At 47.7% G+C, this 24668-nt stretch carries 20 protein-coding genes, 1 tRNA gene, 1 rRNA gene and 2 pseudogenes; 19 read left to right on the top strand and 5 right to left on the bottom strand.

Features of this window, described 5'->3' with window-relative positions:
* Positions 1-38: 38 nt before the first annotated feature.
* Positions 39-1424 carry a class II fumarate hydratase gene (locus L3V31_RS18030; RefSeq protein WP_237318027.1) on the top strand — a complete coding sequence of 462 codons (1386 nt, stop codon included), beginning with the start codon at positions 39-41 and terminating at the stop codon, positions 1422-1424.
* 54 nt (positions 1425-1478) lie between these two features.
* Here L3V31_RS18030 and L3V31_RS18025 read toward each other — a convergent pair whose 3' ends face one another.
* Positions 1479-4913, bottom strand: a complete 3435-nt coding sequence (locus L3V31_RS18025) for a hybrid sensor histidine kinase/response regulator (protein WP_237318025.1) — start codon at positions 4911-4913, stop codon at positions 1479-1481.
* 121 nt (positions 4914-5034) lie between these two features.
* Positions 5035-6225 carry a 3-phenylpropionate MFS transporter gene (locus L3V31_RS18020; protein WP_237318023.1) on the bottom strand — a complete coding sequence of 397 codons (1191 nt, stop codon included), beginning with the start codon at positions 6223-6225 and terminating at the stop codon, positions 5035-5037.
* 232 nt (positions 6226-6457) lie between these two features.
* On the opposite strand from L3V31_RS18020, the gene L3V31_RS18015 reads away from it, so the two are divergent.
* The 9 genes from L3V31_RS18015 (at position 6458) to fis (ending at position 16267) form a co-directional block, all read left to right on the top strand.
* The gene (locus L3V31_RS18015) at positions 6458-8284 is read left to right on the top strand and encodes a DUF294 nucleotidyltransferase-like domain-containing protein (protein WP_237318021.1); all 1827 of its coding nucleotides are present in this window, start codon (positions 6458-6460) and stop codon (positions 8282-8284) included.
* Positions 8285-8314: 30 nt separating this feature from the next.
* A complete protein-coding gene (locus tag L3V31_RS18010) occupies positions 8315-8944 on the top strand; it encodes a 3'-5' exonuclease (RefSeq protein WP_237318019.1) in 630 nt (209 codons plus the stop codon).
* Positions 8945-9237: 293 nt separating this feature from the next.
* Positions 9238-11187, top strand: a complete 1950-nt coding sequence (gene acs, locus L3V31_RS18005; RefSeq protein ID WP_237318017.1) for an acetate--CoA ligase — start codon at positions 9238-9240, stop codon at positions 11185-11187.
* Positions 11188-11491: 304 nt separating this feature from the next.
* On the top strand, positions 11492-11941 hold the full coding sequence (aroQ, locus tag L3V31_RS18000) for a type II 3-dehydroquinate dehydratase (RefSeq protein ID WP_014233259.1): 450 nt from the start codon (positions 11492-11494) through the stop codon (positions 11939-11941).
* A 60-nt stretch (positions 11942-12001) separates the two neighbouring features.
* Complete coding sequence (gene accB, locus L3V31_RS17995) at positions 12002-12463, top strand: acetyl-CoA carboxylase biotin carboxyl carrier protein (RefSeq protein ID WP_237318015.1); 462 nt, start codon at positions 12002-12004, stop codon at positions 12461-12463.
* A 14-nt stretch (positions 12464-12477) separates the two neighbouring features.
* Positions 12478-13821 (top strand): acetyl-CoA carboxylase biotin carboxylase subunit, encoded by a 1344-nt coding sequence (accC, locus tag L3V31_RS17990; RefSeq protein WP_237318014.1) that lies wholly within the window; start codon positions 12478-12480, stop codon positions 13819-13821.
* Positions 13822-13951: 130 nt separating this feature from the next.
* On the top strand, positions 13952-14839 hold the full coding sequence (gene prmA / locus L3V31_RS17985) for a 50S ribosomal protein L11 methyltransferase (RefSeq protein ID WP_237318012.1): 888 nt from the start codon (positions 13952-13954) through the stop codon (positions 14837-14839).
* A 139-nt stretch (positions 14840-14978) separates the two neighbouring features.
* Positions 14979-15947: a tRNA dihydrouridine synthase DusB gene (dusB, locus tag L3V31_RS17980; RefSeq protein ID WP_237318010.1), complete on the top strand. Its 969-nt coding sequence runs from the start codon at positions 14979-14981 to the stop codon at positions 15945-15947.
* 23 nt (positions 15948-15970) lie between these two features.
* Positions 15971-16267, top strand: coding sequence for a DNA-binding transcriptional regulator Fis (gene fis / locus L3V31_RS17975; protein ID WP_000462885.1), 297 nt, complete (start codon positions 15971-15973; stop codon positions 16265-16267).
* Positions 16268-16361: 94 nt separating this feature from the next.
* Here the strand turns inward: fis and L3V31_RS17970 are convergent, their stop codons facing one another.
* Positions 16362-16574 carry a hypothetical protein gene (locus L3V31_RS17970; protein ID WP_237318008.1) on the bottom strand — a complete coding sequence of 71 codons (213 nt, stop codon included), beginning with the start codon at positions 16572-16574 and terminating at the stop codon, positions 16362-16364.
* Between the two features lie 19 nt (positions 16575-16593).
* Here L3V31_RS17970 and L3V31_RS17965 point away from each other — a divergent pair.
* The 9 genes and pseudogenes from L3V31_RS17965 to L3V31_RS17925 form a co-directional block, all read left to right on the top strand.
* Positions 16594-16710: pseudogene (locus L3V31_RS17965) on the top strand (IS630 family transposase); the annotation flags it as partial.
* A gap of 449 nt (positions 16711-17159) precedes the next feature.
* Complete coding sequence (locus L3V31_RS17960) at positions 17160-17711, top strand: SPOR domain-containing protein (protein ID WP_237318005.1); 552 nt, start codon at positions 17160-17162, stop codon at positions 17709-17711.
* Between the two features lie 189 nt (positions 17712-17900).
* Positions 17901-18530 (top strand): hypothetical protein, encoded by a 630-nt coding sequence (locus L3V31_RS17955; RefSeq protein WP_237318004.1) that lies wholly within the window; start codon positions 17901-17903, stop codon positions 18528-18530.
* A gap of 138 nt (positions 18531-18668) precedes the next feature.
* Positions 18669-19136: a DUF4402 domain-containing protein gene (locus L3V31_RS17950; RefSeq protein ID WP_237318002.1), complete on the top strand. Its 468-nt coding sequence runs from the start codon at positions 18669-18671 to the stop codon at positions 19134-19136.
* Between the two features lie 17 nt (positions 19137-19153).
* The gene (locus L3V31_RS17945) at positions 19154-19999 is read left to right on the top strand and encodes a fimbria/pilus periplasmic chaperone (protein ID WP_237318000.1); all 846 of its coding nucleotides are present in this window, start codon (positions 19154-19156) and stop codon (positions 19997-19999) included.
* 4 nt (positions 20000-20003) lie between these two features.
* The gene (locus L3V31_RS17940) at positions 20004-22958 is read left to right on the top strand and encodes an SPOR domain-containing protein (protein WP_237317998.1); all 2955 of its coding nucleotides are present in this window, start codon (positions 20004-20006) and stop codon (positions 22956-22958) included.
* A 70-nt stretch (positions 22959-23028) separates the two neighbouring features.
* Positions 23029-23271 (top strand): helix-turn-helix domain-containing protein, encoded by a 243-nt coding sequence (locus L3V31_RS17935; RefSeq protein ID WP_346014864.1) that lies wholly within the window; start codon positions 23029-23031, stop codon positions 23269-23271.
* A gap of 12 nt (positions 23272-23283) precedes the next feature.
* Complete coding sequence (locus L3V31_RS22040) at positions 23284-23478, top strand: winged helix-turn-helix domain-containing protein (RefSeq protein ID WP_267136026.1); 195 nt, start codon at positions 23284-23286, stop codon at positions 23476-23478.
* A gap of 220 nt (positions 23479-23698) precedes the next feature.
* Positions 23699-24227, top strand: a pseudogene (locus L3V31_RS17925) (IS630 family transposase); the annotation flags it as partial.
* A 158-nt stretch (positions 24228-24385) separates the two neighbouring features.
* Here L3V31_RS17925 and L3V31_RS17920 read toward each other — a convergent pair.
* Positions 24386-24476: transfer RNA gene (locus L3V31_RS17920), tRNA-Ser, on the bottom strand.
* A gap of 70 nt (positions 24477-24546) precedes the next feature.
* A 5S ribosomal RNA gene (gene rrf, locus L3V31_RS17915) occupies positions 24547-24663 on the bottom strand.
* Between the last annotated feature and the right edge of the window lie 5 nt (positions 24664-24668).

Genomic DNA, 24668 nt, shown 5'->3' with positions numbered 1-24668 from the left:
TGATAAGAGACTTAGGATTGAGAATAAAGGAGCAAGTCATGACCAGAGACTTTCGTATTGAAACCGACAGCATGGGTGAGGTGAAAGTCCCTTCTGATGCTCTCTATCAGGCTCAAACACAACGTGCCGTAGACAATTTTTCAATCAGCAGACATACCATGCCAAAAGGCTTCATCCTTGCTTTGGCACATATCAAACAAACTGCTGCACTGACTAACGCTCAATTAGGCTTATTAGACGGTAAGATCGCCGATGCGATAGCGAATGCAGCGCAATCTATCATCGATGGGCAACATCTGGAGCAATTTCCGATTGATGTCTTCCAAACCGGATCAGGAACTAGCTCAAATATGAATGCCAATGAGGTGATCGCGACTCTGGCTGCCGAGACCCTTGGTAATAGCGTAAGCCCAAATGATCACGTCAATATGGGGCAAAGCAGTAACGATGTGGTACCAACGGCGATTCAGGTTAGCGCAGCGTTGGCGATCGAAAGGCAACTGATTCCCGCTCTGAGTCACCTTAGCCAAACGCTCAGTAATAAACAGAAAACATTAAAAGATGTGGTCAAAACGGGACGTACTCACCTTATGGATGCCATGCCGATCACCCTTGCTCAAGAACTAGGAGGATGGCAGTACCAAATCGAGCACGCCAAACATGCGATTGAACACACCTTACCAGCCGTAAAAGCACTGGCGCAAGGTGGCACCGCCGTAGGCACTGGGATCAATGCCGATCCACGTTTCGCCCCACTTTTCGCAGACAACCTCTCGCAATCAACAAACGTAGCGTTTTGTTCTAGTCCAAATTTCTTTTTTAACCTCAGCAGTCAGGACGCGATCGTTGCCCTATCCGGACAGCTCAAAACGGCAGCAGTTGCGATCTTAAAGATCGCAAACGATCTTCGCTGGATGAATTCCGGACCGTTGGCTGGGTTGGGAGAGATTGAATTAAAAGGACTTCAACCGGGTTCTTCCATCATGCCGGGGAAAGTCAATCCTGTGATTCCAGAGGCCGTTGCAATGGCCTGCGTCCAAGTAATGGGTAATGACACCACCATTACTATTGCGGGTCAGTCTGGCAACTTTCAGCTCAACGTGATGCTGCCTGTCATTGCTCATAATGTATTAGAAAGCATCGAACTATTATCCAACAGTGCAACAGCACTGGCAGACAAAGCAGTCGCAACGTTTGAAGTTAGGCAAGATAACCTTGATGTAGCGTTAGCCAAGAATCCTATTCTGGTCACCGCTCTTAACCCGGTTATCGGTTACCTGAAAGCCGCCGAAATCGCTAAAAAGGCTTATAAACAAGGACGGGCGATCATTGATGTTGCTGAAGAGGAAACCGACTTAGATCGCGCAACACTGGAGAAACTACTGAATCCAACCAAATTAACGCAAGGCGGAGTGGCTGAGTAATTCGTCCAGCCTCAAGCATAAAGACCTCCAACTGGAGGTCTTCATCTAACCAAACTACGCGACCCGATTTAATACCGAACGCAGCTTCAATGGTTTAACAGGCTTGGCGATAAAACTAAATCCATTCGCTTTGATGCCATCGAGCATATCGTCAGTTCGGTCCGCACTGATAATGACCCCTTCAAAGCGATTACCCAAGCGAAGACGACACTGTTGCAACACTTCTAACCCTGTGCGTCCGTTATCTAGCCGGTAATCAGAAAAAATCACATCAGGTACCCAGCCATCATCCAGCGCTTTTAGGCTTTCTACTAAATCGGCGGCCAGTCGCGTATCACAGCCCCAACGCGACAACAGGTTATCCATTCCCACTAAAATATCTGGTTCATTGTCGACACAAAGAATTTTCAGGTGACATAGCTCAGACTGAGCACTGTTTGGCATCTGCACTGTGCTCAGGACCTGCACGCTTTCGGCTCTGTCGAGCGTGATAGAGAAGACACTGCCTTTGCCATGCCAGGAGCGCATCGAAATTTCATGCCCCAGCACTTGCGCTATCCCTTTCGAGATCGCCAGCCCCAAACCTAAGCCCTGATCTGAGCGAACTTGAGAGCCTCGGTTAAACTCTTCAAAGATCTCCTGTTGTTTCTCTTCTTCGATGCCCATCCCATTATCCCAGACATCAATACGAACGCGTCCCTTAACCCGACGTACGCCCAACGCGACTTTCCCTTTTGGGCTGTAGCGGAACGCATTCGTCAGAAAGTTTTGCACGACTCTGCGCAGAAGTTTGGGATCTGAATTGACCGTCAGTGAGGAGGGGATCATCGTGAACTCAATACCCTGTTGTTTCGCCAACGCACTGAACTCAGCATTTAAATTTGCCAGCACATCATTAACTGCAAAACCACATATATGAACTTCAAGCTTGCCCGATTCCAGACGAGAAATATCCAGCAAGTCGCCAATTAAATCTTCTGCTGCACCCAAAGCACTTTCAATATGAGCAGAAAGCTTTTTGGTCTCATCGTCTTTGGCTACTTCGGAGAGTGAAGACGCAAATAGCCGTGCAGCATTAAGAGGCTGCATCAAATCGTGGCTAACCGCCGCTAAAAAGCGTGATTTCGACTTAGACTCTAAATCTGAACGTTGTGTCGCCGCCACCAGCTGTTTGTTGAGCTTCTCAAGCTCTCGGGTACGAAGTCTCACACGCTCCTCGAGCGTCTCGTTCGCCTCTTTTAGTGCCTGTTCGGCATCGCGGAAGACGGTGATGTCAGTAAAACTCATCACAAAGCCACCACCCGGCATCGGATTCCCCTGCACTTCAATCACTCGTCCGTCAGGGCGGACACGAGAAGAGGTATGTCGCGTCCCTTGCTCAAGATGGTAAACCCGGCGACGGACATGGTCATCTGGATCACCCGGGCCACATAGCCCTTGTTCCGCATTGTGTCGAATCACATCCGCGATCGGACGACCCACCTGAATTAACCCTGGAGGAAATTCAAATAATTCGAGATAACGTTGGTTCCATGCTACCAGCCGCAATTGTTTATCAACCACAGCGATACCTTGCCCGATGTGCTCAATTGCCCCTTGCAGCAATCCTCGGCTGAAATCGTACAGTTCAGAAGCTTCATCAACGATGGTCGCTACTTCTTCGAGCTGCATATTTCTGCCTTGCAAAGCAGAAGTAAGTACTAACTTAGCAGAAGATGCCCCGAAAACACCCGCGAGCACACGTTCTGTGTGTCGTATCAGTGAAGACGGTGCTTGCTGATTCGGCATCAGCTCTTCACGTTGCTGGCTCCAATAGGCCTGAAACGCGACCTTGACGCGTGATCGTCCAACAAAACGAGAAGCGAGCATTTCCAGTTCAGCCACGGTCACGCGGCTCTGATAAAGGCTCATATTTTCGCTTTCTGGCAACGGTGTACCAACAAAAGAAGCCGATTGTAAGCGCTCACTTAGGCTTGGACGAGTGATCAAAGAAACCACGACAAAACAGGCTGTATTGGCCGCGACACTGAGAATCATTCCCCAGTCAGAGATTGCAATATCAAATTGGGTTAACATCTCTGGGGGCGTAATAAGCCAAATCAAAAAGTTACTGCTGGCGTTACCCGCTAGCATGTCGGTTTGACTCATTAGGGTGATCAGCCAAATAGTAAAACCAACCGCAAGACCGACATAAACGCCCTTCTTGTTTCCCTGACGCCAGTACATCCCGCCAATCAGTGCTGGCGCAAATTGGGTAATGGCAGCAAATGACAGAAAGCCAATCGCAGAGAGTGAGTGGATACTATCAAGTGCTTGGTAAAAGCCCCATGCACCAATCAAAAGAATCAGGATAAGGGCACGACGAATGCGCAGCAGCAACTGAGAAAAGTGCTGATGATTACGTTGCGAAAGACGCATGCGACGTAAAAGCAGTGGCATCGCCAGATCATTCGATACCATGATGGCTAACGCGATAGTCGAGACAATCACCATACCACTTGCAGCAGAAGTGCCGCCAAGGAATGCCAGCAATGCAATCTCGCTCGCCCCAACCGCCATCGGCACGCTGATAACATAGGTATCGGGCGACGCATCACTCAGCAGTCCTTGCCCTACCCATGCGATCGGCAAGACAAAAATACCCATTAAAATCAGATACAGTGGGAACAACCAACGGGCGACATGCAGATCCTGAGCGCGCTCGTTTTCCACCACCATGGTATGAAACTGACGCGGTAAACAGACGATCGCCAGCATGGTGAGCACGGTATGAATCAGCAAGGTCGGAATATTTGGCGGCTGATAGGTTTCCGTAGCTACGTCTATCAGACTAAAGCTTTCGGTACTCATCGCCAACCAGACAATAAACACGCCAACGACTAAAAACGCCATCAGTTTAATGATCGATTCAAACGCGATCGCCATCATCATGCCGCGGTGGTGTTCGGTATTATCGATATGGCGCGTACCAAACAATATGGTAAAAATGGCCAGTGCCATCACCACAAACCAAGAGACACTGTCGTTCTGATAACCAAAGTCAGACGCTAACTCAGGTGCAATGATTTCCAGCCCCATGGTGATGCCACGTAGCTGCAAAGCGATATAAGGCAGGATCCCAGCAACAGCAATCAGCGTCACCGCAACCGCCAGCCCTTGCGATTTCCCGTAACGTGCACCAATAAAGTCAGCAATCGAAGTAATGTGTTCGCGTTTGGCGATCAGGATAAGTCGGGCTAGTACCCGCCAACCAAGGGTAAAGACCAGAATTGGAGCAATGTAGATAGGCAGAAAAGACCAAGGATTGCTGCTCGCTTGGCCCACAGTACCGTAGAAAGTCCAAGAGGTACAATACACAGCAATGGACAAACTGTAGATCCAAGGTCGCCACCTAGCTAGCCACCTTCTCTGATTGTCTCCGTACCACGCGATTATAAATAGGGCTCCCAAATACGCCAAAGAAACGGGAACCACCAGCCATCCTTGCATCCGATATCCTTTCTGACCTTGCTGACAAAAAAACAAAAACCTCTCCGTGAGGGAGAGGTTTCATTTAACACTGCTTTCACAACAGAGACAAAGCTTAGTTTTTAACCTTTGTCACAGAAGTCTAATTCTGTGTTTCAAGTGCTTTTTCCGACAAGTCAACAACATGCGTTGCAGGCTCTTGTGGATCCAGCTTAATGAACAGCGCAAATAAGCCCATTGCAGCCATCCCCCAAAACACAAGTGAGCCCCAATGCTCATAAGCCCAGCCGCTAAGCACAGTCATAAGCGCAATAAATGCCCCCAATGGAATAGCATTGTACAGCGCCTGCAATGCGACCATTTTATTCTCTTCTGAATTCTGAATGTATTGAATTGCAGCAATGTGCGCTGCCGCGAACGTCACGCCATGCAGCAACTGAACAACAACTAAAGCAAAAATTGATGTGGTGCCTGCCGTGATCCCCCAACGCATCATCACGCCGCAAGCAGCAATAACAAACAGGGTACGCAAAGACTGACCAGCGAATATTCGCTTACTTAGTGCAAACACGGCCACCTCCGCCGCCACTCCTAAACTCCAAAGGTAGCCAATCACATCTTCAGAGTGGCCTGCTGCTTTCCAGTGAATAGCACTAAAGCCGTAATAGGCCGCATGGCTGCCCTGAATCAGAGACACAAGCACTAAAAATTTCAGGACGGACTTTTCTGTTAATAGTGCCGACAATTTAGGGCGCTCAGCATGCTGAGCGCTCAGAGTGACGGGCATAGGATTAGTATTCCGCATCGCAAACAACAGAGAAAGCAATACACCAGCCATCGCTGTGTAGAGAATCATATCCGAACCAAACCCTGCCACTAAGTAACCGACCACAGTAGAACCGCCGATAAACGCAACCGAGCCCCATAAACGCGTGCGGCCGTAGTCCAGCATATTCAAACGAGCGTAGTAGTTAGCCATCGCATCTGACAGTGGCACCACAGGCCCACAACATAAGTTAAACAGGACGGTTGCTAACGCCATTAACCAAAAATTGCCGCCCGTAAAAAAATGGAATCCCACAAAGATAAGAGCTGCCAAACTTAACCAGCGCAAAGTTGGCATCAAACGCTCAACTTTATGAATCCGAGGGGTAATCACTAGGTTCGCGACACAACGAGTCGCCAAGCCTAAACCAACAAGTAAACCAATGTCTGTCGAAGAGACACCCTGCTCTTTAAACCACAATGACCAAAATGGCAGATAGACACCATAAGCAAAAAAGAATCCGACAAAGTACTGAGATATCCAGCCATACGGAGAAGGTTTTAGCATTATTATTTTCCTAAAATGGGAACACCAACGTTTATGAGCGTGGATTATGGATCGCTAAACGCAGCAGAAAAAGGGAAGAATCGGCAACTTACCGTTTCCTCGATGGGATACAAACTTTTAAAAATCAAAAAAGCTTGGGTTTCAACGCTCTGGATTTAGACCAAAGTCGTCTGGCTTATAGAAAGAAATTTGTCAGACTTAGAATGTGTTCCTTTCAATTTTTGGGTTCCTTATGCCTGATAAATTCAATATGCAATCTCCACCATTCGACCGCCTGACCAGCAAACAACAAGCGCGGCTGCGTTCATCACTTGACGTTGCATATTATCGAACTCGAGATGTGATTTTATCTTGTGGGCAATCGAATCCTCATTTGCATATTTTGATCAAAGGTGCAGTGGAAGAGCGCTCCAAAGACCAGAGCGAAGTATTCGCCCACTATGCTAACGACGATATGTTCGACGTACGCTCTCTATTTGAAGAAAGCGTTCGGCATCAGTATGTCGCACTTGAAGACACTCTGTCCTATTTGCTACCAAAAGAGGTGTTTCTCGAACTCTATAACGAGAATGGACAATTCGCGGCGTACTTCGATAACAACCTGTCAAAACGACAGGCGCTGATAGAAGCGGCACAGCAACAGCAAAATCTGGCTGAGTTTATTCTGACCAAAGTCGATAAGGGCATTTACCACCCACCGATGATCCTGTCCCCCGAGACGCCTATCAATAAGGTGACAAGAACCTTAAAAGAAAACGGCATAGATGCTGCGTTAGTGAAGCTGAACGCAGACGATGCGCGCCTTGAAAAATGGCCATCTGCGCACCCGTACGCCATTGTCACTCGTACCAATATGCTTCACTCGGTGATGTTAGATGATCGCGCCGTCGATACACCTGTTGGCGAAATAGCCACCTTCCCGGTTTATCATGTCGATGAAGGCGACTTCCTGTTTAACGCCATGATTACTATGACGCGTAACCGGATGAAACGCCTAATGGTATGCGATGGCAATCAAGCCATAGGCATGCTGGATATGACGCAAATCCTCAGTGCTTTCTCTACCCACTCGCACGTACTCACGCTGAGTATCGCCAGAGCCAGCAGCGTGGAAGAGCTTGCCCTTGCATCCAACCGACAACGTCAGTTGGTAGAAAGCCTTGTGAGAAACGGCATTCGCACCCGCTTCATCATGGAGCTCATTTCAGCCGTCAACGAGCAAATCATAGAGAAGGCTTTCGAGTTGGTTGTCCCACCCGCGCTCCACGACCACTGCTGTCTCATTGTTTTAGGCTCGGAAGGACGAGGAGAACAAATTCTCAAAACCGATCAGGATAATGCGTTGATCATTAAAGACGGTTTGGAGTGGTCACAATGCGTTCAGGTGATGCAATCATTCACCCACACCCTGCAGCAACTGGGTTACCCGCTTTGCCCTGGAAAAGTGATGGTCAACAACCCTAAGTGGGTCAACTCTCAATCAGAGTGGATTCGAACCCTTGATAATTGGATTTCAAAGGCGCAGCCAGAACAAATCATGGATTTAGCCATCTTCAGTGATGCTCAAGCCGTAGCGGGCAATCGAGAATTACTCACTCCCGTCGCTAATCACCTCAGGGACAAGATGAAAGACCGCATGCTGATCTTGTCTGACTTTACCCGGCCAGCGCTGCAATTTTCTGTGCCACTAACGCTATTTGGCAACGTCAAAAGTGCCAAAGATGGCTTAGATATCAAACGAGGCGGTATTTTCCCTATTGTGCACGGCATCCGAACGCTGTCTCTTGAATATGCCATTGAAGAAAAAAATACCTTTGCCCGCATAGAAGCCTTGAGGAACAAGCGAATTTTAGAGCCTGAAACGGCCGACAACTTAAACGAAGCACTTAAATTGTTCTTAAAGCTTCGTCTCAATCAGCAATTGAATCAACAAGAAGCGCTGAATAATATCGACATCAAACAACTCGACAGAACCGAGCGAGACTTACTGCGACATAGCCTGCATGTCGTGAAAAAGTTTCAGCAGTTTTTAGGTTTCCACTATCAGATACGTGATTAAGTCCGGCAAGTTGTATAAGAGGTATCGTGGATGAATTGGCTACAACGAAAATATTGGCACTATAAGCTAAAAGGCTCGCCTTATCAGTCGCTCTTTTGTGCGCCAAATAAAACAGAGCTGGTTTCTCTCGACTGTGAAACCACCAGCTTAGATCCCAACCGAGCGGAACTTGTTACCATCGCAGCCACTAAGATCATTGATAATCGTATTATCACCAGCCAGCCATTTGAAGTGCACCTACGTGCACCACAGTCGCTTGATTCTGGCTCGGTGAAAATCCATAAAATTCGCCACCAGGATTTAGTGGACGGCATCAGCGAAAAGGATGCATTACTAAAGCTAATCGACTTTATCGGCAATCGTCCGTTAGTCGGCTACCACATTCGCTATGACAAAAAAATATTGGATCTCGCCTGTCAAAAACAACTGGGCTTCCCTCTGCCCAACCCTTTGATTGAAGTGAGCCAGATTTACCACGACAAATTGGAACGACATTTACCTAATGCCTATTTCGACTTAAGTCTGGAGGCTATTTGCAAGCACCTTGAACTGCCCATGCAAGACAAGCATGACGCATTGCAAGATGCCATCTCCGCCGCACTGGTCTTTGTTCGTTTAACCAAAGGCGATTTACCTAGTCTAAACGTGCCATACAAATAATTCCTGTTGACCTGGCTCCCATAATTACTTTTATTTCAAACCTTTTTCGGTAGTTCCCTCTCTATCATCCTAAAGTCTAATTGTGGAAATACGCGCTGTGACTGACAGTTATAAGCACAAGGTCGTTCTTGCAACGGCTGACTGTTTAAAACAAATACCCGTTCGATTCATTCTGTTGTCAGAAAATCAGAGTATTAATGAACGAGTAACAGCAACAGCCCTACAAAGTAAAAATTCAAAGTCTTATGTAGATTGGTGTAAGGCCGAAAAATAAAGGCACAAGGAGAGAAGCCATGAGCGAAGCCCACGTTTATCCGGTAAAAGAAAACATTAAAACTCATACACACGCGGATAATGAAACCTACCTAGCCATGTATCAGCAGTCGGTAACCGATCCAGAGGGCTTCTGGGACGAGCACGGCAAAATCGTTGATTGGATTAAACCTTTCACCAAAGTAAAAAGCACCTCTTTCGATACCGGTCATGTCGACATCCGCTGGTTTGAAGACGGCACACTTAATGTCTCAGCAAACTGTATTGACCGCCATTTGGCAGAGCACGGTGACGACGTAGCAATCATTTGGGAAGGCGATGACCCAGCTGACGATAAAACACTTACCTTTAACGAACTGCATAAAGAAGTATGTAAATTCTCTAACGCACTAAAAGAACAAGGTGTGCGCAAAGGCGACGTAGTTTGTCTCTACATGCCAATGGTACCTGAAGCTGCAATCGCAATGCTGGCATGTACCCGCATCGGCGCAGTCCACACTGTGGTATTCGGCGGTTTCTCACCAGAAGCACTTTCTGGCCGTATCATTGACTCAGACGCTAAAGTTGTCATCACCGCTGACGAAGGTGTTCGTGGCGGACGTGCTGTTCCACTTAAAAAGAATGTTGATGAAGCACTGACTAACCCAGACGTGAAAACCATCAGCAAAGTGTTGGTTCTTAAACGTACTGGTGGCGATGTTGAATGGCATGATCACCGTGATGTTTGGTGGCATGAAGCAACCGCAAGTGTTTCTGACGTTTGCCCACCAGAAGAGATGAAAGCCGAAGATCCACTTTTCATCCTTTACACCTCAGGCTCTACGGGTAAACCTAAAGGCGTACTGCATACCACTGGTGGCTACCTTGTTTATGCCGCAATGACATTTAAATACGTCTTCGACTACCAGCCAGGCGAAACCTTCTGGTGTACTGCTGACGTGGGTTGGATTACTGGTCACACGTACCTTATCTACGGTCCACTAGCGAACGGCGCTAAAACCATCTTGTTTGAAGGCGTGCCAAACTACCCAAGCACAAGCCGTATGAGCGAAGTGGTTGATAAACATCAAGTGAACATCCTTTACACTGCGCCAACTGCGATTCGTGCACTAATGGCAAAAGGTAATGAAGCGGTTGAAGGCACGTCTCGTTCAAGCCTTCGCATCATGGGTTCGGTAGGTGAGCCAATCAACCCTGAAGCATGGGAGTGGTACTACAAGACCATCGGTAATGAGAACTCTCCGATTGTCGATACTTGGTGGCAAACTGAAACAGGCGGCATCTTAATCGCCCCACTACCAGGCGCAACGGATCTAAAACCAGGTTCAGCGACCCGTCCATTCTTCGGCGTACAACCTGCGCTTGTTGATAACATGGGTAACATTCTTGAAGGTGCGACTGAAGGCAACCTTGTAATTCTTGATTCGTGGCCTGGTCAAATGCGTACGGTTTACGGTGACCACGAACGCTTCGAACAAACCTACTTCTCAACCTTCAAAGGCATGTACTTCACCAGCGATGGCGCTCGTCGTGACGAAGACGGTTACTACTGGATCACAGGCCGTGTGGATGACGTATTGAACGTTTCTGGACACCGCATGGGTACCGCAGAGATTGAATCTGCTCTAGTCGCGCATCATAAGATTGCAGAAGCGGCAATTGTAGGTATCCCGCACGACATCAAAGGTCAGGCTATCTATGCTTACATCACGCTAAATGACGGTGAATTCCCTTCAGCGGAACTGCATAAAGAAGTGAAAGACTGGGTGCGCAAAGAGATCGGTCCAATTGCAACACCAGATGTACTGCACTGGACGGATTCCCTACCTAAGACTCGCTCTGGTAAGATCATGCGTCGAATTCTGCGTAAGATTGCAACCGGCGATACGAGCAACCTGGGTGACACATCAACACTTGCAGACCCTAGCGTAGTAGACAAACTCATCGCAGAAAAAGCTGAGCTGGCGTAAGCTAACTCGCCATTTCTAAACACATAACAGAAAACCGCCACTTTGATGGCGGTTTTTTTGCTTTGGAACGTAGGTTAGCCACGCTCTTGATGTGGTCATTAGGTTATTTTTGTTAACTTGGTTGCAGAAAGAGGATGAGGTATTGGGAGATTAGACCAGTAAATTGCTGCTAATTGCTGTGAATTAGCTATAATCTTGGTCGATTTTTTAAATTTTGCTCGGTTTTAACAAAAAAATCGTGTTGAATTATCGTATATTTGGGAAAACAAACGTTCCACTCACGATAAAGGAAGATGGCAACATAATGTCTGCAAAGTCACGGATTCTTGTTCTAAACGGACCAAACCTTAACCTGTTAGGTCTGCGTGAACCGACACACTATGGTAACAACACCTTAGCACAGATTGTGAACACGCTAACAGAGCAAGCTCACAATGCAGGGGTGGAATTAGAACACCTACAATCAAATCGTGAGTACGAACTGATTGAAGCCATTCATGCCGCACATGGCAAGATTGATTTCATCATCATCAATCCAGCTGCTTTCACTCATACCAGTGTAGCACTGCGAGATGCATTACTTGGCGTCGCCATCCCATTTATCGAGGTGCACCTATCAAACGTGCATGCACGTGAGCCGTTTCGTCATCACTCATACCTGTCTGATAAGGCAGAAGGGGTGATTTGCGGTCTAGGCGCACAAGGTTATGAATTTGCTCTGTCTGCCGTTATTAACAAACTTCAGACAAAGTAACCCTTACACTCTGCAATCCTACGGGGTTGTCTTAATCACAAGATAAAAGAGAAAGAAAAGATGGATATTCGTAAAATCAAAAAGCTAATCGAGTTAGTTGAAGAGTCTGGCATTGCTGAGCTAGAAATTTCAGAAGGTGAAGAGTCAGTACGCATCAGTCGTCACGGCGCGGCAGCTGCTCCAGCACCTGTTCACTACGCAGCAGCTCCAGTAGCGGCACCTGCGCCAGCAGCAGCACCAGTAGCAGAAGCACCAGCGGCTGAAGCTCCAGCGGCAGCAGTACCTGCGGGTCACCAAGTTCTTTCTCCAATGGTTGGTACTTTCTACCGCTCTCCAAGCCCTGACGCGAAATCATTCATAGAAGTAGGCCAAAAAGTTAACGCTGGCGATACTCTATGTATCGTTGAAGCAATGAAGATGATGAACCAAATCGAAGCGGACAAATCTGGCGTTGTTACAGCAATCCTTGTTGAAGACGGCCAACCAGTTGAATTCGACCAACCTCTAGTTGTAATCGAATAAGCGAGGCTTGCCTTATGCTAGACAAAGTAGTCATCGCGAACCGAGGTGAAATCGCACTTCGTATTCTTCGCGCTTGTAAAGAGTTAGGTATTAAGACCGTAGCTGTTCACTCAACAGCTGACCGCGATCTTAAGCACGTACTGCTTGCAGATGAAACCGTATGTATCGGTCCTGCTCGTGGTATCGACAGCTACCTAAACATTCCACGCATCATTTCTGCGGCAGAAGTAACGGGTGCAGTAGCTATCCACCCAGGTTACGGCTTCTTGTCAGAAAACGCAGACTTCGCAGAGCAAGTTGAGCGCAGCGGCTTCATTTTCGTTGGTCCAAAAGCAGAAACTATCCGCTTGATGGGTGACAAAGTGTCAGCGATCAACGCAATGAAGAAAGCTGGCGTTCCTTGTGTACCAGGTTCTGACGGCCCACTGGACAATGATGAAGAGAAAAACAAAGCGTTTGCTAAACGCATTGGTTACCCAGTAATCATTAAAGCGTCAGGCGGCGGCGGTGGTCGTGGTATGCGCGTTGTGCGTTCTGAAAAAGAACTAGTACAAGCTATTGCTATGACACGTGCAGAAGCGAAAGCAGCGTTTAACAACGACATGGTTTACATGGAGAAATTCCTAGAAAACCCTCGTCACGTTGAAGTTCAAGTTATTGCTGACGGCCAAGGTGGCGCAATCCACCTAGGTGAGCGTGACTGTTCAATGCAGCGTCGTCACCAGAAAGTTGTGGAAGAAGCACCAGCACCAGGTATCACTGAAGAAATGCGTAAGTACATCGGTGAACGTTGTACTCGTGCATGTTTAGAGATTGGTTACCGTGGTGCAGGTACGTTTGAATTCCTGTACGAAAATGGTGAGTTCTACTTCATCGAGATGAACACTCGTATTCAGGTAGAGCACCCAGTAACAGAAATGGTAACGGGTATCGACCTAATCAAAGAGCAGCTACGTGTCGCTGCAGGCCAGCCTCTGTCATTCACTCAGGATGACATTAAGATCCGTGGCCATGCAATTGAGTGTCGTATCAACGCAGAAGACCCAGAGCGCTTCCTGCCATCACCAGGTAAGATTGAGCGCTTCCACTCTCCGGGCGGCATGGGCGTACGTTGGGAATCACACATCTACACTGGTTACTCAGTACCACCTCATTATGATTCAATGATTGGTAAACTGATCACTTACGGTGAGAACCGTGACGTGGCGATTGCACGTATGAAGAATGCACTTGGTGAGATGATCATCGAAGGCATCAAAACTAACGTGCCACTGCAAGTTTCAATTATGAATGATGAGAACTTCCAGCACGGTGGTGCCAACATTCATTACCTAGAGAAGAAACTAGGCCTGCAATAAGCCTTAGTTGAACTCCTGAAAAATGCCCACATCTGTGGGCATTTTTGTTTTGTATACTATCTGTACTCAAACAAATCGCAGAGTTCTGGTAAACTCTGCGCCACTTCATTTACTGTAAGAGCAAAAACCAATGCCTTGGATTCAAATCAAACTCAACGCGACCAATGAAAACGCTGAGCAAATCGGCGACATGCTAATGGAAGAGACTGGTGCGCTGTCTGTAACTTTCCTAGACGCGCAAGATACGCCTGTATTCGAACCTCTTCCTGGCGAAACTCGCTTATGGGGCGATACTGACATTCTGGCACTGTACGATGCAGAAGCCGATACCAACTTCATCATCGACCAAATCAAAGCAAGTAACATGCTTGCAGACAATTTTGCTTATAAAGTAGAACAGCTGGAAGACAAAGACTGGGAACGTGAGTGGATGGAAAACTTCCACCCAATGAAATTTGGTGAACGCCTATGGATTTGTCCTAGCTGGCGTGACGTTCCTGAGCCAGACGCAGTAAACGTTATGCTTGATCCTGGCCTCGCATTCGGTACGGGTACTCACCCAACGACAGCGCTTTGTCTGGAATGGCTAGAAGGTCTGGACCTGACGGGTAAGACAGTTATCGACTTCGGCTGTGGCTCTGGCATTCTGGCGATCGCCGCGATCAAACTAGGCGCAGAAAAGGTCATCGGGATCGACATTGATCCTCAAGCCCTACTAGCCTCTCGCGACAACGCAGAGCGTAACGGTGTTGCCGATCAACTTGAAGTTTACCTACCGCAAAATCAACCTGAAGGCCTGATCGCTGACGTGGTCGTTGCCAATATTCTTGCAGGTCCTTTGCGTGAACTTGCTCCTATCATTAAAGGCCTGGTAAAGCCAAATGGCGAACTTGCCATGTCTGGTGTTTTAGATACCCAAGCGGAAGATGTCGCGAACTACTACCGTGATGAGCTTCACATAGATCCTATCATTGAGCAAAAAGAGTGGTGTCGCATCTCTGGTCGTAAGCAAGGCTAGACAAGGATTTAACGGCTAATTGTTTGAAATTCATACAATTTACAAAAACAATTTGTAAATGCTCAAATATTAGTCTTTTCACGCAGTGAAAAAATGCGTAAAATGCGCGCCCTTGCTGGGACAGAACTGTGATGACGTTTTGAAGATCGGAAACTATCAACTTAAGAACAATCTAATCGTAGCCCCTATGGCTGGTGTAACGGATAGACCGTTTCGCGAGTTGTGTCTTCGTTATGGTGCGGGAATGGCCGTCAGTGAAATGATGTCTGCCAACCCAAAGCTATGGAAAACGTCGAAGTCGAAACAGCGCATGGTACATGAAGGCGAATCGGGCATTCGCTCTGTACAAATTGCCGGTTCCGATCCACAGCTGATGGCCGACGCTGCTCAGTTTAGTGTTGAGAACGGTGCGCAAATCATCGATATCAACATGGGCTGCCCGGCAAAGAAAGTGAATAAGAAGCTAGCGGGCTCTGCACTGCTTCAATACCCAAACATTATCGAAGAGATTTTGAAAGCGGTAGTGAATGCCGTTGACGTTCCTGTAACGTTAAAGACCCGAACTGGCTGGGATACAGAAAACAAAAACTGTCTCCAAATCGCTAAATTAGCCGAAGACTGCGGCATACAGGCACTTGCTCTGCATGGTAGAACAAAAGCGTGTATGTACAAAGGTGAGGCCGAATACGACAGCATTAAAGCAGTAAAAGCGGCGATTTCAATTCCGGTTATCGCGAACGGTGATATCGATAGCCCGGAGAAAGCCAAATTTGTACTGGAGTACACCGGTGCTGACGCTTTAATGATTGGACGCCCTGCCCAAGGTCGTCCTTGGATTTTCCAGGAAATCCATCACTATTTGGAAAACGGCACCACGATGGATGAGCTTCCAGCAGAGGAAGTGAAAACCATTATGCTTGGTCATGTGAATGCTCTGCATGAGTTTTACGGAGAGTACTTAGGACCACGTATCGCGCGTAAGCACGTTGGTTGGTATCTAAAAGAGCATGAACAAGCGAGTGAGTTTCGCCGTACCTTCAACGCTATCGATGCAGCTCCGCTGCAAATAGAGGCGTTAGAAGGTTATTTTGATAACGTTGCATCATAATTAAGAGAAGAGCTAGACCGAATATGTTCGAACAAAATCTGACTTCAGAAGCATTAACAGTAACTACAGTAACGTCACAAGACCAGATTACTCAAAAGCCTTTACGTGACTCTGTTAAAGCATCTCTTAAAAACTACCTTGCTCAACTAAACGGCCAGGAAGTAACAGAGCTATACGAATTAGTTCTAGCTGAAGTTGAACAGCCATTACTAGATACCATCATGCAGTACACTCGCGGTAACCAAACTCGCGCAGCAACTATGATGGGTATCAACCGCGGTACTCTTCGCAAGAAACTTAAAAAATACGGCATGAACTAAGACCGTAATTAAAAATTGTTATAGAACAAGCCGCTACCTTTTTAGGTCGCGGCTTTTCTTTATCTGCCAGATAGATACATTTCACATTAGCCTCTCAGGCGTGGATAGCCTCGACATACATAAGTACTCGATAACGAGCTCTTAAAAATGAATACTCAGCTCTTCCAAAGCCATCAAAGATAAAGCCAATGATACGCAAGGCGGTCGACTGACCGGTACTGACATCCATACTTATATCGTTAAAGAATTTGGCAAGCACTACCATCCTGACTTGATCTACTACCTGCTCGACCATATGGGCTTTCATGGATAACTTCCCGTTCAAAACAACCCGTTTATGGGCTGAAAAAGGAACACTTCCAAGAGCAGTTAAGCAACAGCAATTTGAGTGTATCTATTTGTTTGGTTCAGTCTGTCCCAGTAAAGGCACTGCACGTGCTATTCCAACTAGCCATTTAATGTACTGTTGTTCTCTACCCATCGAAGAGTAAATATTACGCTTTCCTAATAGAAGATAGCGTTGTAGGGAAACAGCCATAAGTTGCTTGGGATGGCAAGCTCAGAGAGAAGCTCTTGATTAACTGTTTATTTTAACCCCATCGCGTAATCCTACTCTAAGCTATTGATTAGTTTTACCTTCTTAATTAAACTCCCCTGCAATTATAAATATCAATAAGTTGTCTTCTAGGTATAAAGCGTGCGAATAAATGAGGCATACAATAATAAGCTTACAAGACAAGGCTGTCGGTCGAATACAGTTCAAACGCCATATACAAGCACAGCGATATCAAAGTTGTTAATTGTTGGCTGTTGTCTATTACTGGCTTCCTGCGCAACTAGTAAACCCACAAACACATCTGAGTACCGGGCTATTCAAGCACAAGTCGAAGAGTTGAGAGATCGTCTTGACCAACAAAATACGGAGTGGGAGCAATACCGTCCAGGCATTAACCGATTGGCCGCGTTGGAGTCGGATTTTAAAAATCTGATTGGCCAACTGGATAAAATGGCTTCCTCTTCTCCTAAGCCAGCGCCAAATAAGATCCTCCCAGAAGTAAAAGATCATAAGTTGATAGCAGTGGTCGATGTAGGCGATAAAGCAATCAAGGCTTCAGCTAATAAAGAGAAAAACGCTCAGCCTCAAACCCAACAATATGCATTACAAGTTGGCACCTATAGATGGCTTCAATATATCGAGTCAAATAAAAGGAAACTGGTGAAGAAGTCGCCTGAACTTCTGTCAGACAAACGTTTTTATCTAACACCTGTTTATATCGGGCCAAAAAAGGAGAGGCTTTATCGTCTACTTGCGGGCCCTGTTAAAGATAAGGTGACAGCACAAGCATTGTGTCGGCAACTTAAGACCGACGGACTCGACTGTATGGTGAGGCCGCTGACCGGCAAGCCTTTGTCCGATGAGCAGAATATCGCTTATATAAAGTAAATCAACTGGCGTAAGTATGTGCTGACAGTGAGGTGAAAGGATAGCCGATTGGTTAGCCCTGTCCCCTGCTTTTACTGGCCGTGCTTAAACGATACGCCCACGTCTATTGGTTTAGTAAGTTCTCTTTATTGAATAATCTAACGGTGGCACTTAGCCGCCCACTTATCTTGGAAACTAAAGGAGTTAACATTGAAAAATAACAAAAAACTGGCTTATGCAGCACTGGCAGTATTTGCCAGCTCTGCCTACGCAGAGGGCGTAGCACCTGAGTTTAACGGCAAGGGGACAGCATCGGTCGAGGTCAGAAATACCCTAGATATCGTTGAGACGGCTTCGCTTAACTTCGGCACCATAGCCGCCGTAGCTGGTAATGATACAACTATGGCCACACTGAAGTTGGACCCGGCCTCCGGTGAAGTAACTGCGGCGTCCGTTACCGCTGCAGAGGGCAAGAAAGCAGGCAGCATTACCCCAATTGATAAAACCAATGTATCGCCAGGTACCTTTACGGTGAGCAACGCAGCCAGATATACCGACCTGAATATCGATTTGACTCAAACTAAAGACGTTGAGTTGAAAATGGACAATGCGGCACCGGAATCGCTGTTTTTTACGCTAACCGATTTTGATGTTGTTGCAAATGAAAAACCCGTTACCTTGGCAAGTAACAAGGGCAAGGCAAAGACCGACGGCACTGGTATCCTATTGTTAAGAGTGGGTGCGACGCTAAATACCACAACAACGAAGAACACAGCTGGAACCGAACCTTATCTGGATGCTGAATACAAAGGCGAATACGCTGTGACCATCAGCTACTAGCAACACGGGTCGCAAGATACTCCCATAACTTTTACAGCAACACATATGCCGGAGTATCAATTACTAAAGCAAAGAGGCGGGCCGGCTTACCGGCTTGCCTCTGTTAAATTGTCCAGTACAAAAGTTTATGGAGAAGTCATGTGTAACCGCTTGTTATCGGCGCTGGCAATATGTCTGCTCGCCGGGGGAGCCTGGGCTGGGGAGATCACTCAGGTTAAGCCGCTTGATTTCGGGGTTATCGCATTGCGCAACAACGACAATATCTATAACTACCAGATTAACCCGGACGGCTCACGAAAGTATGACTCCAATATCGTGGTTATTGAGCAAGGTCACCCGGCCGAGTTTCTGCTCTCTGGTTTCCAGGCAGGTAGCTACCTACATATCTCTACCAGCCTGCCCGACGCCGCTAACAGCCTGAGCCACGGCGGCAATGCCGGCAGCCGCTTTACCATTAAGCAGTTAAACGTCAAACCCTGGGTAAGAACCAATGCTAAAGGCGAGGCCCGGGTATGGATTGGCGCCACCCTGGCTACCTCAGGCACAGGCAACTACCTGGACGCCAAATACATTAACCCCCACATAACTCTACATATCACCCATTAATAAAGTTTAGGAATTCCATGCTGTTGATAATAAGCAGAAAAACCCTGTCACTGCTCGCTACCTTTCTGCTGCCTGTTTTACTTGCCAGCAACGCCAGCGCCAGCCTTTTGATCTCGCCGACCCGAGTGACCTTTGCCGAGAGAGATCGTAGCACCAAGGTCTTTTTGATGAATACCAGCAGCGAGACCAAGACCTACCGACTGGAGTTTCAGCAGCAAAGGCAATTACCCGACGGCCGCTACCAGGAGCTGAACGAGGAAGAGTTAGACAGCTTTAATATTGCCAGCAGCATGCTCAGATTTAGCCCCAGACAGGTAACGCTCGGCCCAGGCGAACGCCAGCAGGTTCGCATCGCGGTGCGCCGCCCTAAGGATCTTGCACCCGGGGAGTATCGCTCCCACCTGCTGCTTGCCGCTCTGCCCGGTAGCAAGGATCGCAGTCAAACCGAGGGCGTGGGTATTCAGTTAAACCTACGGCTGAGCTTTTCCATTCCGGTGATCATACGTGCCGGCGGCCTTGACGCCAATGCGGAGTTTGGCCCGGTGGCGCTCTACCGGGAAACCGGTGATGCTAAGCCAGATGGGCTAACCTTTGCCATTAACCGCTCTGGACTGCACAGCACCTTCGGTAGTCTGAAAGCCTTCTGGCGCCCGCATGACGGCGGCGAAGAGCGCCAGGTGGCTACCCTTAACAACGTGGCGGTTTTCCATGAAAACAAACAACGCGTGATTAGTCTGCCCTTTCACGATCCCATTTCGCAGGACGGCATGCTGCGTCTGATTTATGAGGGAGACGACGAGTTCGAAGGCCGAGCTCTGACTGAGCAACAACTGACCATCAGCGACTACCAATTAGCACCTTAACTTTATGTCCCTGAACCATCCGTGTAAGTGGCTGCTGCTGGGCTTGCTTTGCCCTGTCTGCACGCCCGCAGTTGCCCAGTCAGAACTGTTTGAGTTGATCCGAACGATCAACCGCAAATATCAGGAACCAGATTTTGGTCTGATGCCTGCCGACGCTCCAACGACAGATGACGGCCGGGGCATCGCCGATGGTGAAGAGCTGATACTGGAGGTGCGCATCGACGATCTGGTGATCGGCGATCTGTTTGCCATCAAGCATAAAGATAGCGCCCTTATCGCCTTTGGCCAGTTTGTCGATCTTTTGGATTTCGCCATTGAGCTGGACAGCGAAACATCAGCGGCATCTGGCTGGTATATCAATGAGGGACAGAGCTTTAGCCTGAACCTGTCCGGAAAGGATAACGAGCAAGCTGCCGCCGACAGCCAGGCTAAAGCCGAAGCAAACGGGGTTGCCTACCATCTGCCGGCCTCACATTTTCAGATCCTGCCGGACGACCTCTATATTCATGCCGACGATCTCGGCCGCTGGTTTAATCTCAAAATGACATTTGATTTCGGCGCTATGACGTTGATGTTGAAACCAGAGCAACCCCTGCCGATCCAGGCAGCTCTGACGCGCAAACAGAGACAAAAAAGCAGGACAAAAACAACCAGCGCCAAGCCGGCTTTACCACTGCGCAAAAGCGATCACAAACTGTTGTCCGCGCCCCTGTTGGATATCAGCACCAACGCCACCTATTCAAGCGAAGAGGTCAACCTCGGCTATTCCGTCTTGGGTCGCCATGACCTGGGCTATTTCACCAGTCAATATTACCTTGGTGGTAGCTCGAACAATGAACTAGACACTGCACGCCTGACATTGGCAAAAACCTCCCCAGAGGGTAGTCTATTGGGTCCCGTAAACGCCACCCAATACCGCTTTGGCGATGTTGTACCAGTAGCCGGTGCCAGCGGCCAGGAACGGGGAATGAGCTTTAGCAACAGGCCACTGACGGGCAATACCGAGTTAGACACTTTGGATTTGCAGGGAGATATTCAGCCCGGCTGGGATGTGGAGCTTTACCGTAATGATGTACTGATAAGTGCGCTGACCGCCGGGCCAGATGGTCGCTATGTGTTTAACGATATCGATCTGCTCTACGGCAACAACACCCTTAGACTGGTCTTTTACGGCCCGCAAGGCCAGATCCGGGAAAAGACCAAGCAGGTGCTGGTAGACAGCCGCACAGTGCAAAAGCAACACTATTTCGATCTCTCCCTGACTCAGCCCGGCAGCCTGTTTCTCAACGAGCCCGCCGCCAATACTGCTGACTGGCATCTGACCGGCAAGTATAGCAAAAGCCTTAGCGACAAATTGTTGTTAGATGCAACCTTTGCCAAGATGGAAAGACATAACGCAGCTTACTCTTTAGACGCTAGTTTTTCCCTGTTTGACCGCCTGCTGATGCAGGCCGGAGTCGACCATAACGGTGCCTACCAGCTAGGGGGTAAAACCTTTTTGGGCAAACATGCACTGAATTTCTCTCATAATGCTGATGATGGTCAGTTTAATGACAATGTGACGCTGGCAGGCTCGCTTTTCCAGGGCCGGCAGACTGCGCTCAACTATGAGCAGGGGTTTAGCCGCCGCTATGGCGATATCGACCAACCGAGCTTTTCGCTACAAAACCGTCTCAGCCTCTACCGGCCGTCCTATTACCTGAGCAACAGCTTTACTTATCAAAGAACCGAGCCTGAGGTGGGTGAAGCAGAGGACTGGCAAATCGGCAGCGCTTTGCTGCGCAAGCGTTTTTCCAGCTTTATTTGGGAGTTGGGGGTTGATTACAGCTTATCGCCCGAGGCCGAGATTACACAGCTGGATACTGAGTTCAGCCACGCCCTCAGCTCGTCTCTAAACAGCGAATTTGGCATTAACTACTGGCCCCAAACCGAAAGGTATAAAGCGGATATGAGGTTGAACTGGAAAGCCGATACGTTTTATCTGAGCTCTACCCTCTCCTACGATGATCGCGGCGAATGGTTCCTGGGCCTGAACACCCTACTTAGCCTGGGCTGGGATCCTCAGGAAAGTGACCTTTATATAGACCGCCGCCGCTTGGCGCAAAACGGTGCCATCAGTGTGCGCGTATTTCAGGACTTGAACCTAAACGGCCGCTACGACCAAGATGAGCCACCAGTGGTGGGTGCCAAGGTAAAAGGCACCCAGGTATACCGCAGAGCTTCTACTAATGACAAGGGGATTGCTTTTTTGCGTGGCCTGCCCGCTTATCGCACCACGGATATTGAACTAGAGATAGGAAGTCTGGAGGACCCCTACTGGATGCCCAGTCGCCCCGGAATCTCGATTACGCCCAGACCGGGGTTGGTGGAGACCCTGGATATACCTGTGGTCACCACTGGTGAAATCGAAGGCATGGTCTACCTAGAGGATGGTCATGGCGGTGAAAAGCCGGCAGCCTATGTCCCCCTTGTCCTGCTGGACGAGCAGGGCAAAGTGGTGCAGAGGGGGGAGAGCGAATATGATGGCTTCTACCTCTTTATGAATGTGTTGCCGGGTAAATTCCGAGTGGATATTGATAAGCAGTACATCAAGGATAAGAAGCTGCACCCGCTGGAGGCCATCGAGATAACGATAGGGGGCGACGGCGATGTATTACGCGGTAATGATTTCAGCCTTGCCGCCCTGCGTTTCCGGCCGGCGTTTGTGGTTTCATTGGGCGAGTTTAGCTCAGAGTCAGTCATGAAGGCCTACTGGCACCTACTCTACCGCTCGCACGCCAATATATTGCCGCAGGCCTATTATTCTAGGGTGACCCGAGAAGGCGGCGTCCACCTCAGGTTACAGCTGGGCGCCTACCGGAACAGAGCCCAAGCGCAGTCTCAGTGCCGCCGTCTGCAGGAGCAAGGCATCAATTGCCGTGTTACTGCCACAGAGCTACTATTAGAAAAAAGCTCTTAGCATCGAACTTATACCAATCTAAGAAAAATATGACCTAATTGAGGCTATTCAACAACAGAACTTATTCGCTATGGATAGCCTCAATAATATCGACTTTAAAAAGCTCGCAAGCCAACAGAAATCTATTCAGATGAAAATGAGACTGCTGGCTCTTGCTCATTTCAAAGATGGACACTCTCGCACCCAAATCGCCAAGTTTCTTAAGGTAAGCCGAACCAGTGTTAATAAGTGGGTTCGAACTTTTCTTGAAGAAGGACTAGAAGGGCTGAAGGAAAAGCCAAGAACGGGAAGACCACCATTATTAACTTCTTAACAAAGAGAGCAGTTGAGCCAATACATCAAAGATAAAGCTCATCTTTCTCAAGGTGGACGACTTACCGGTGCCGATATCCATGCCTATATCGTGAAAGAATTTGGCAAGCATTATCATCCTAATTCTATCTATTACCTACTCGACCATATGGGTTTCTCGTGGATAACTTCCCTTTCAAAACACCCACAACAATCTCAAGTCATATAGGAAGATTTTAAAAAATTCAAATTCGAAACGATCCTTAAGAGCCCGGGTCATGTAGACTCTTACCAATCACAGTAAATAAGAGATCAGAAATCGCGTAGGCAAAATGCTTGAGAACAAGGCACAATTTTTCGATAAGTAGTTACTCTACAATCAAAAATTGTAACGCCGTTATCGAGTATTTTAACAAGCTAGAATGACCAGTTATTTACTACGATTGGTATTAGAGCATGTTGATATCTGGTTTCAGGATGAAGCGCGATTTGGGCAACAAAACACAACAACACGGTTATGGGCAGAAAGAGGAACACGTCCCAGAGCCGTGAAGCAACAACAATTCTACTATGCCGTATCTATTTGGTTCTGTCTGTCCTCAAAAAAGCATTGGTGAGGCAATCGTAGTCCCGTGGGTCAATAAAGACATCATGATCGAGCATTTAAAGCAAATATCGCGGTCACTGAAAAGGACGTCATGCCGTCATTATTATGGATGGCGCAGCATGGCACACAGAAGATATTGCCAATGACTTTCAGAACATCATTATCATCAAACTCTCACCCTATTCTCCAGAGCTAAACCCTATAGAACAAAAGTATGGAGTTGGTTGAGACAACACCATCTCGCCAATCAGTCTTTTGTGGATTACGAAGACATTGTTTCCAAAGTATGTAGGGCTTGGAATAGTTTTTTGGCATGTTCCATCAGAGTCACCAAGATGTGTTCGAGAAGATGGATAGACCTGGCCAGTTAGTTTTCCAGATTGGTATAACTTTGGCTGCTATGGCTCGCAGAGAACGTGCGAAATCGAATGGTTTATGAGGGCTAAGACATAAATATGGCCACCCCCTATTTTTCATATAAGCCAGAAACGAAAAAACCGCTGTAAGAACAGCGGTTTCTCTTTAAAAGTGGCGGAGAGATAGGGATTTGAACCCTAGATACGCTATTAACGTATGCCGGTTTTCAAGACCGGTGCTTTCAACCACTCAGCCATCTCTCCACAAATTGTCATCTTCAGATTAGTACACTGATGATGTTGTTACATGTTTACACAGGTAACGATATTTAAAGCCTGGCGATGTCCTACTCTCACATGGGGAAACCCCACACTACCATCGGCGCTATTTCGTTTCACTTCTGAGTTCGGCATGGAAGTCAGGTGGGTCCAAAACGCTATGGTCGCCAAGCAAAT

This window comes from Vibrio sp. J1-1, from assembly GCF_021728395.1.
In the GTDB taxonomy this organism is placed as follows: Bacteria; Pseudomonadota; Gammaproteobacteria; order Enterobacterales; family Vibrionaceae; genus Vibrio.
This window is presented reverse-complemented; position numbering and strand designations above follow the sequence as displayed.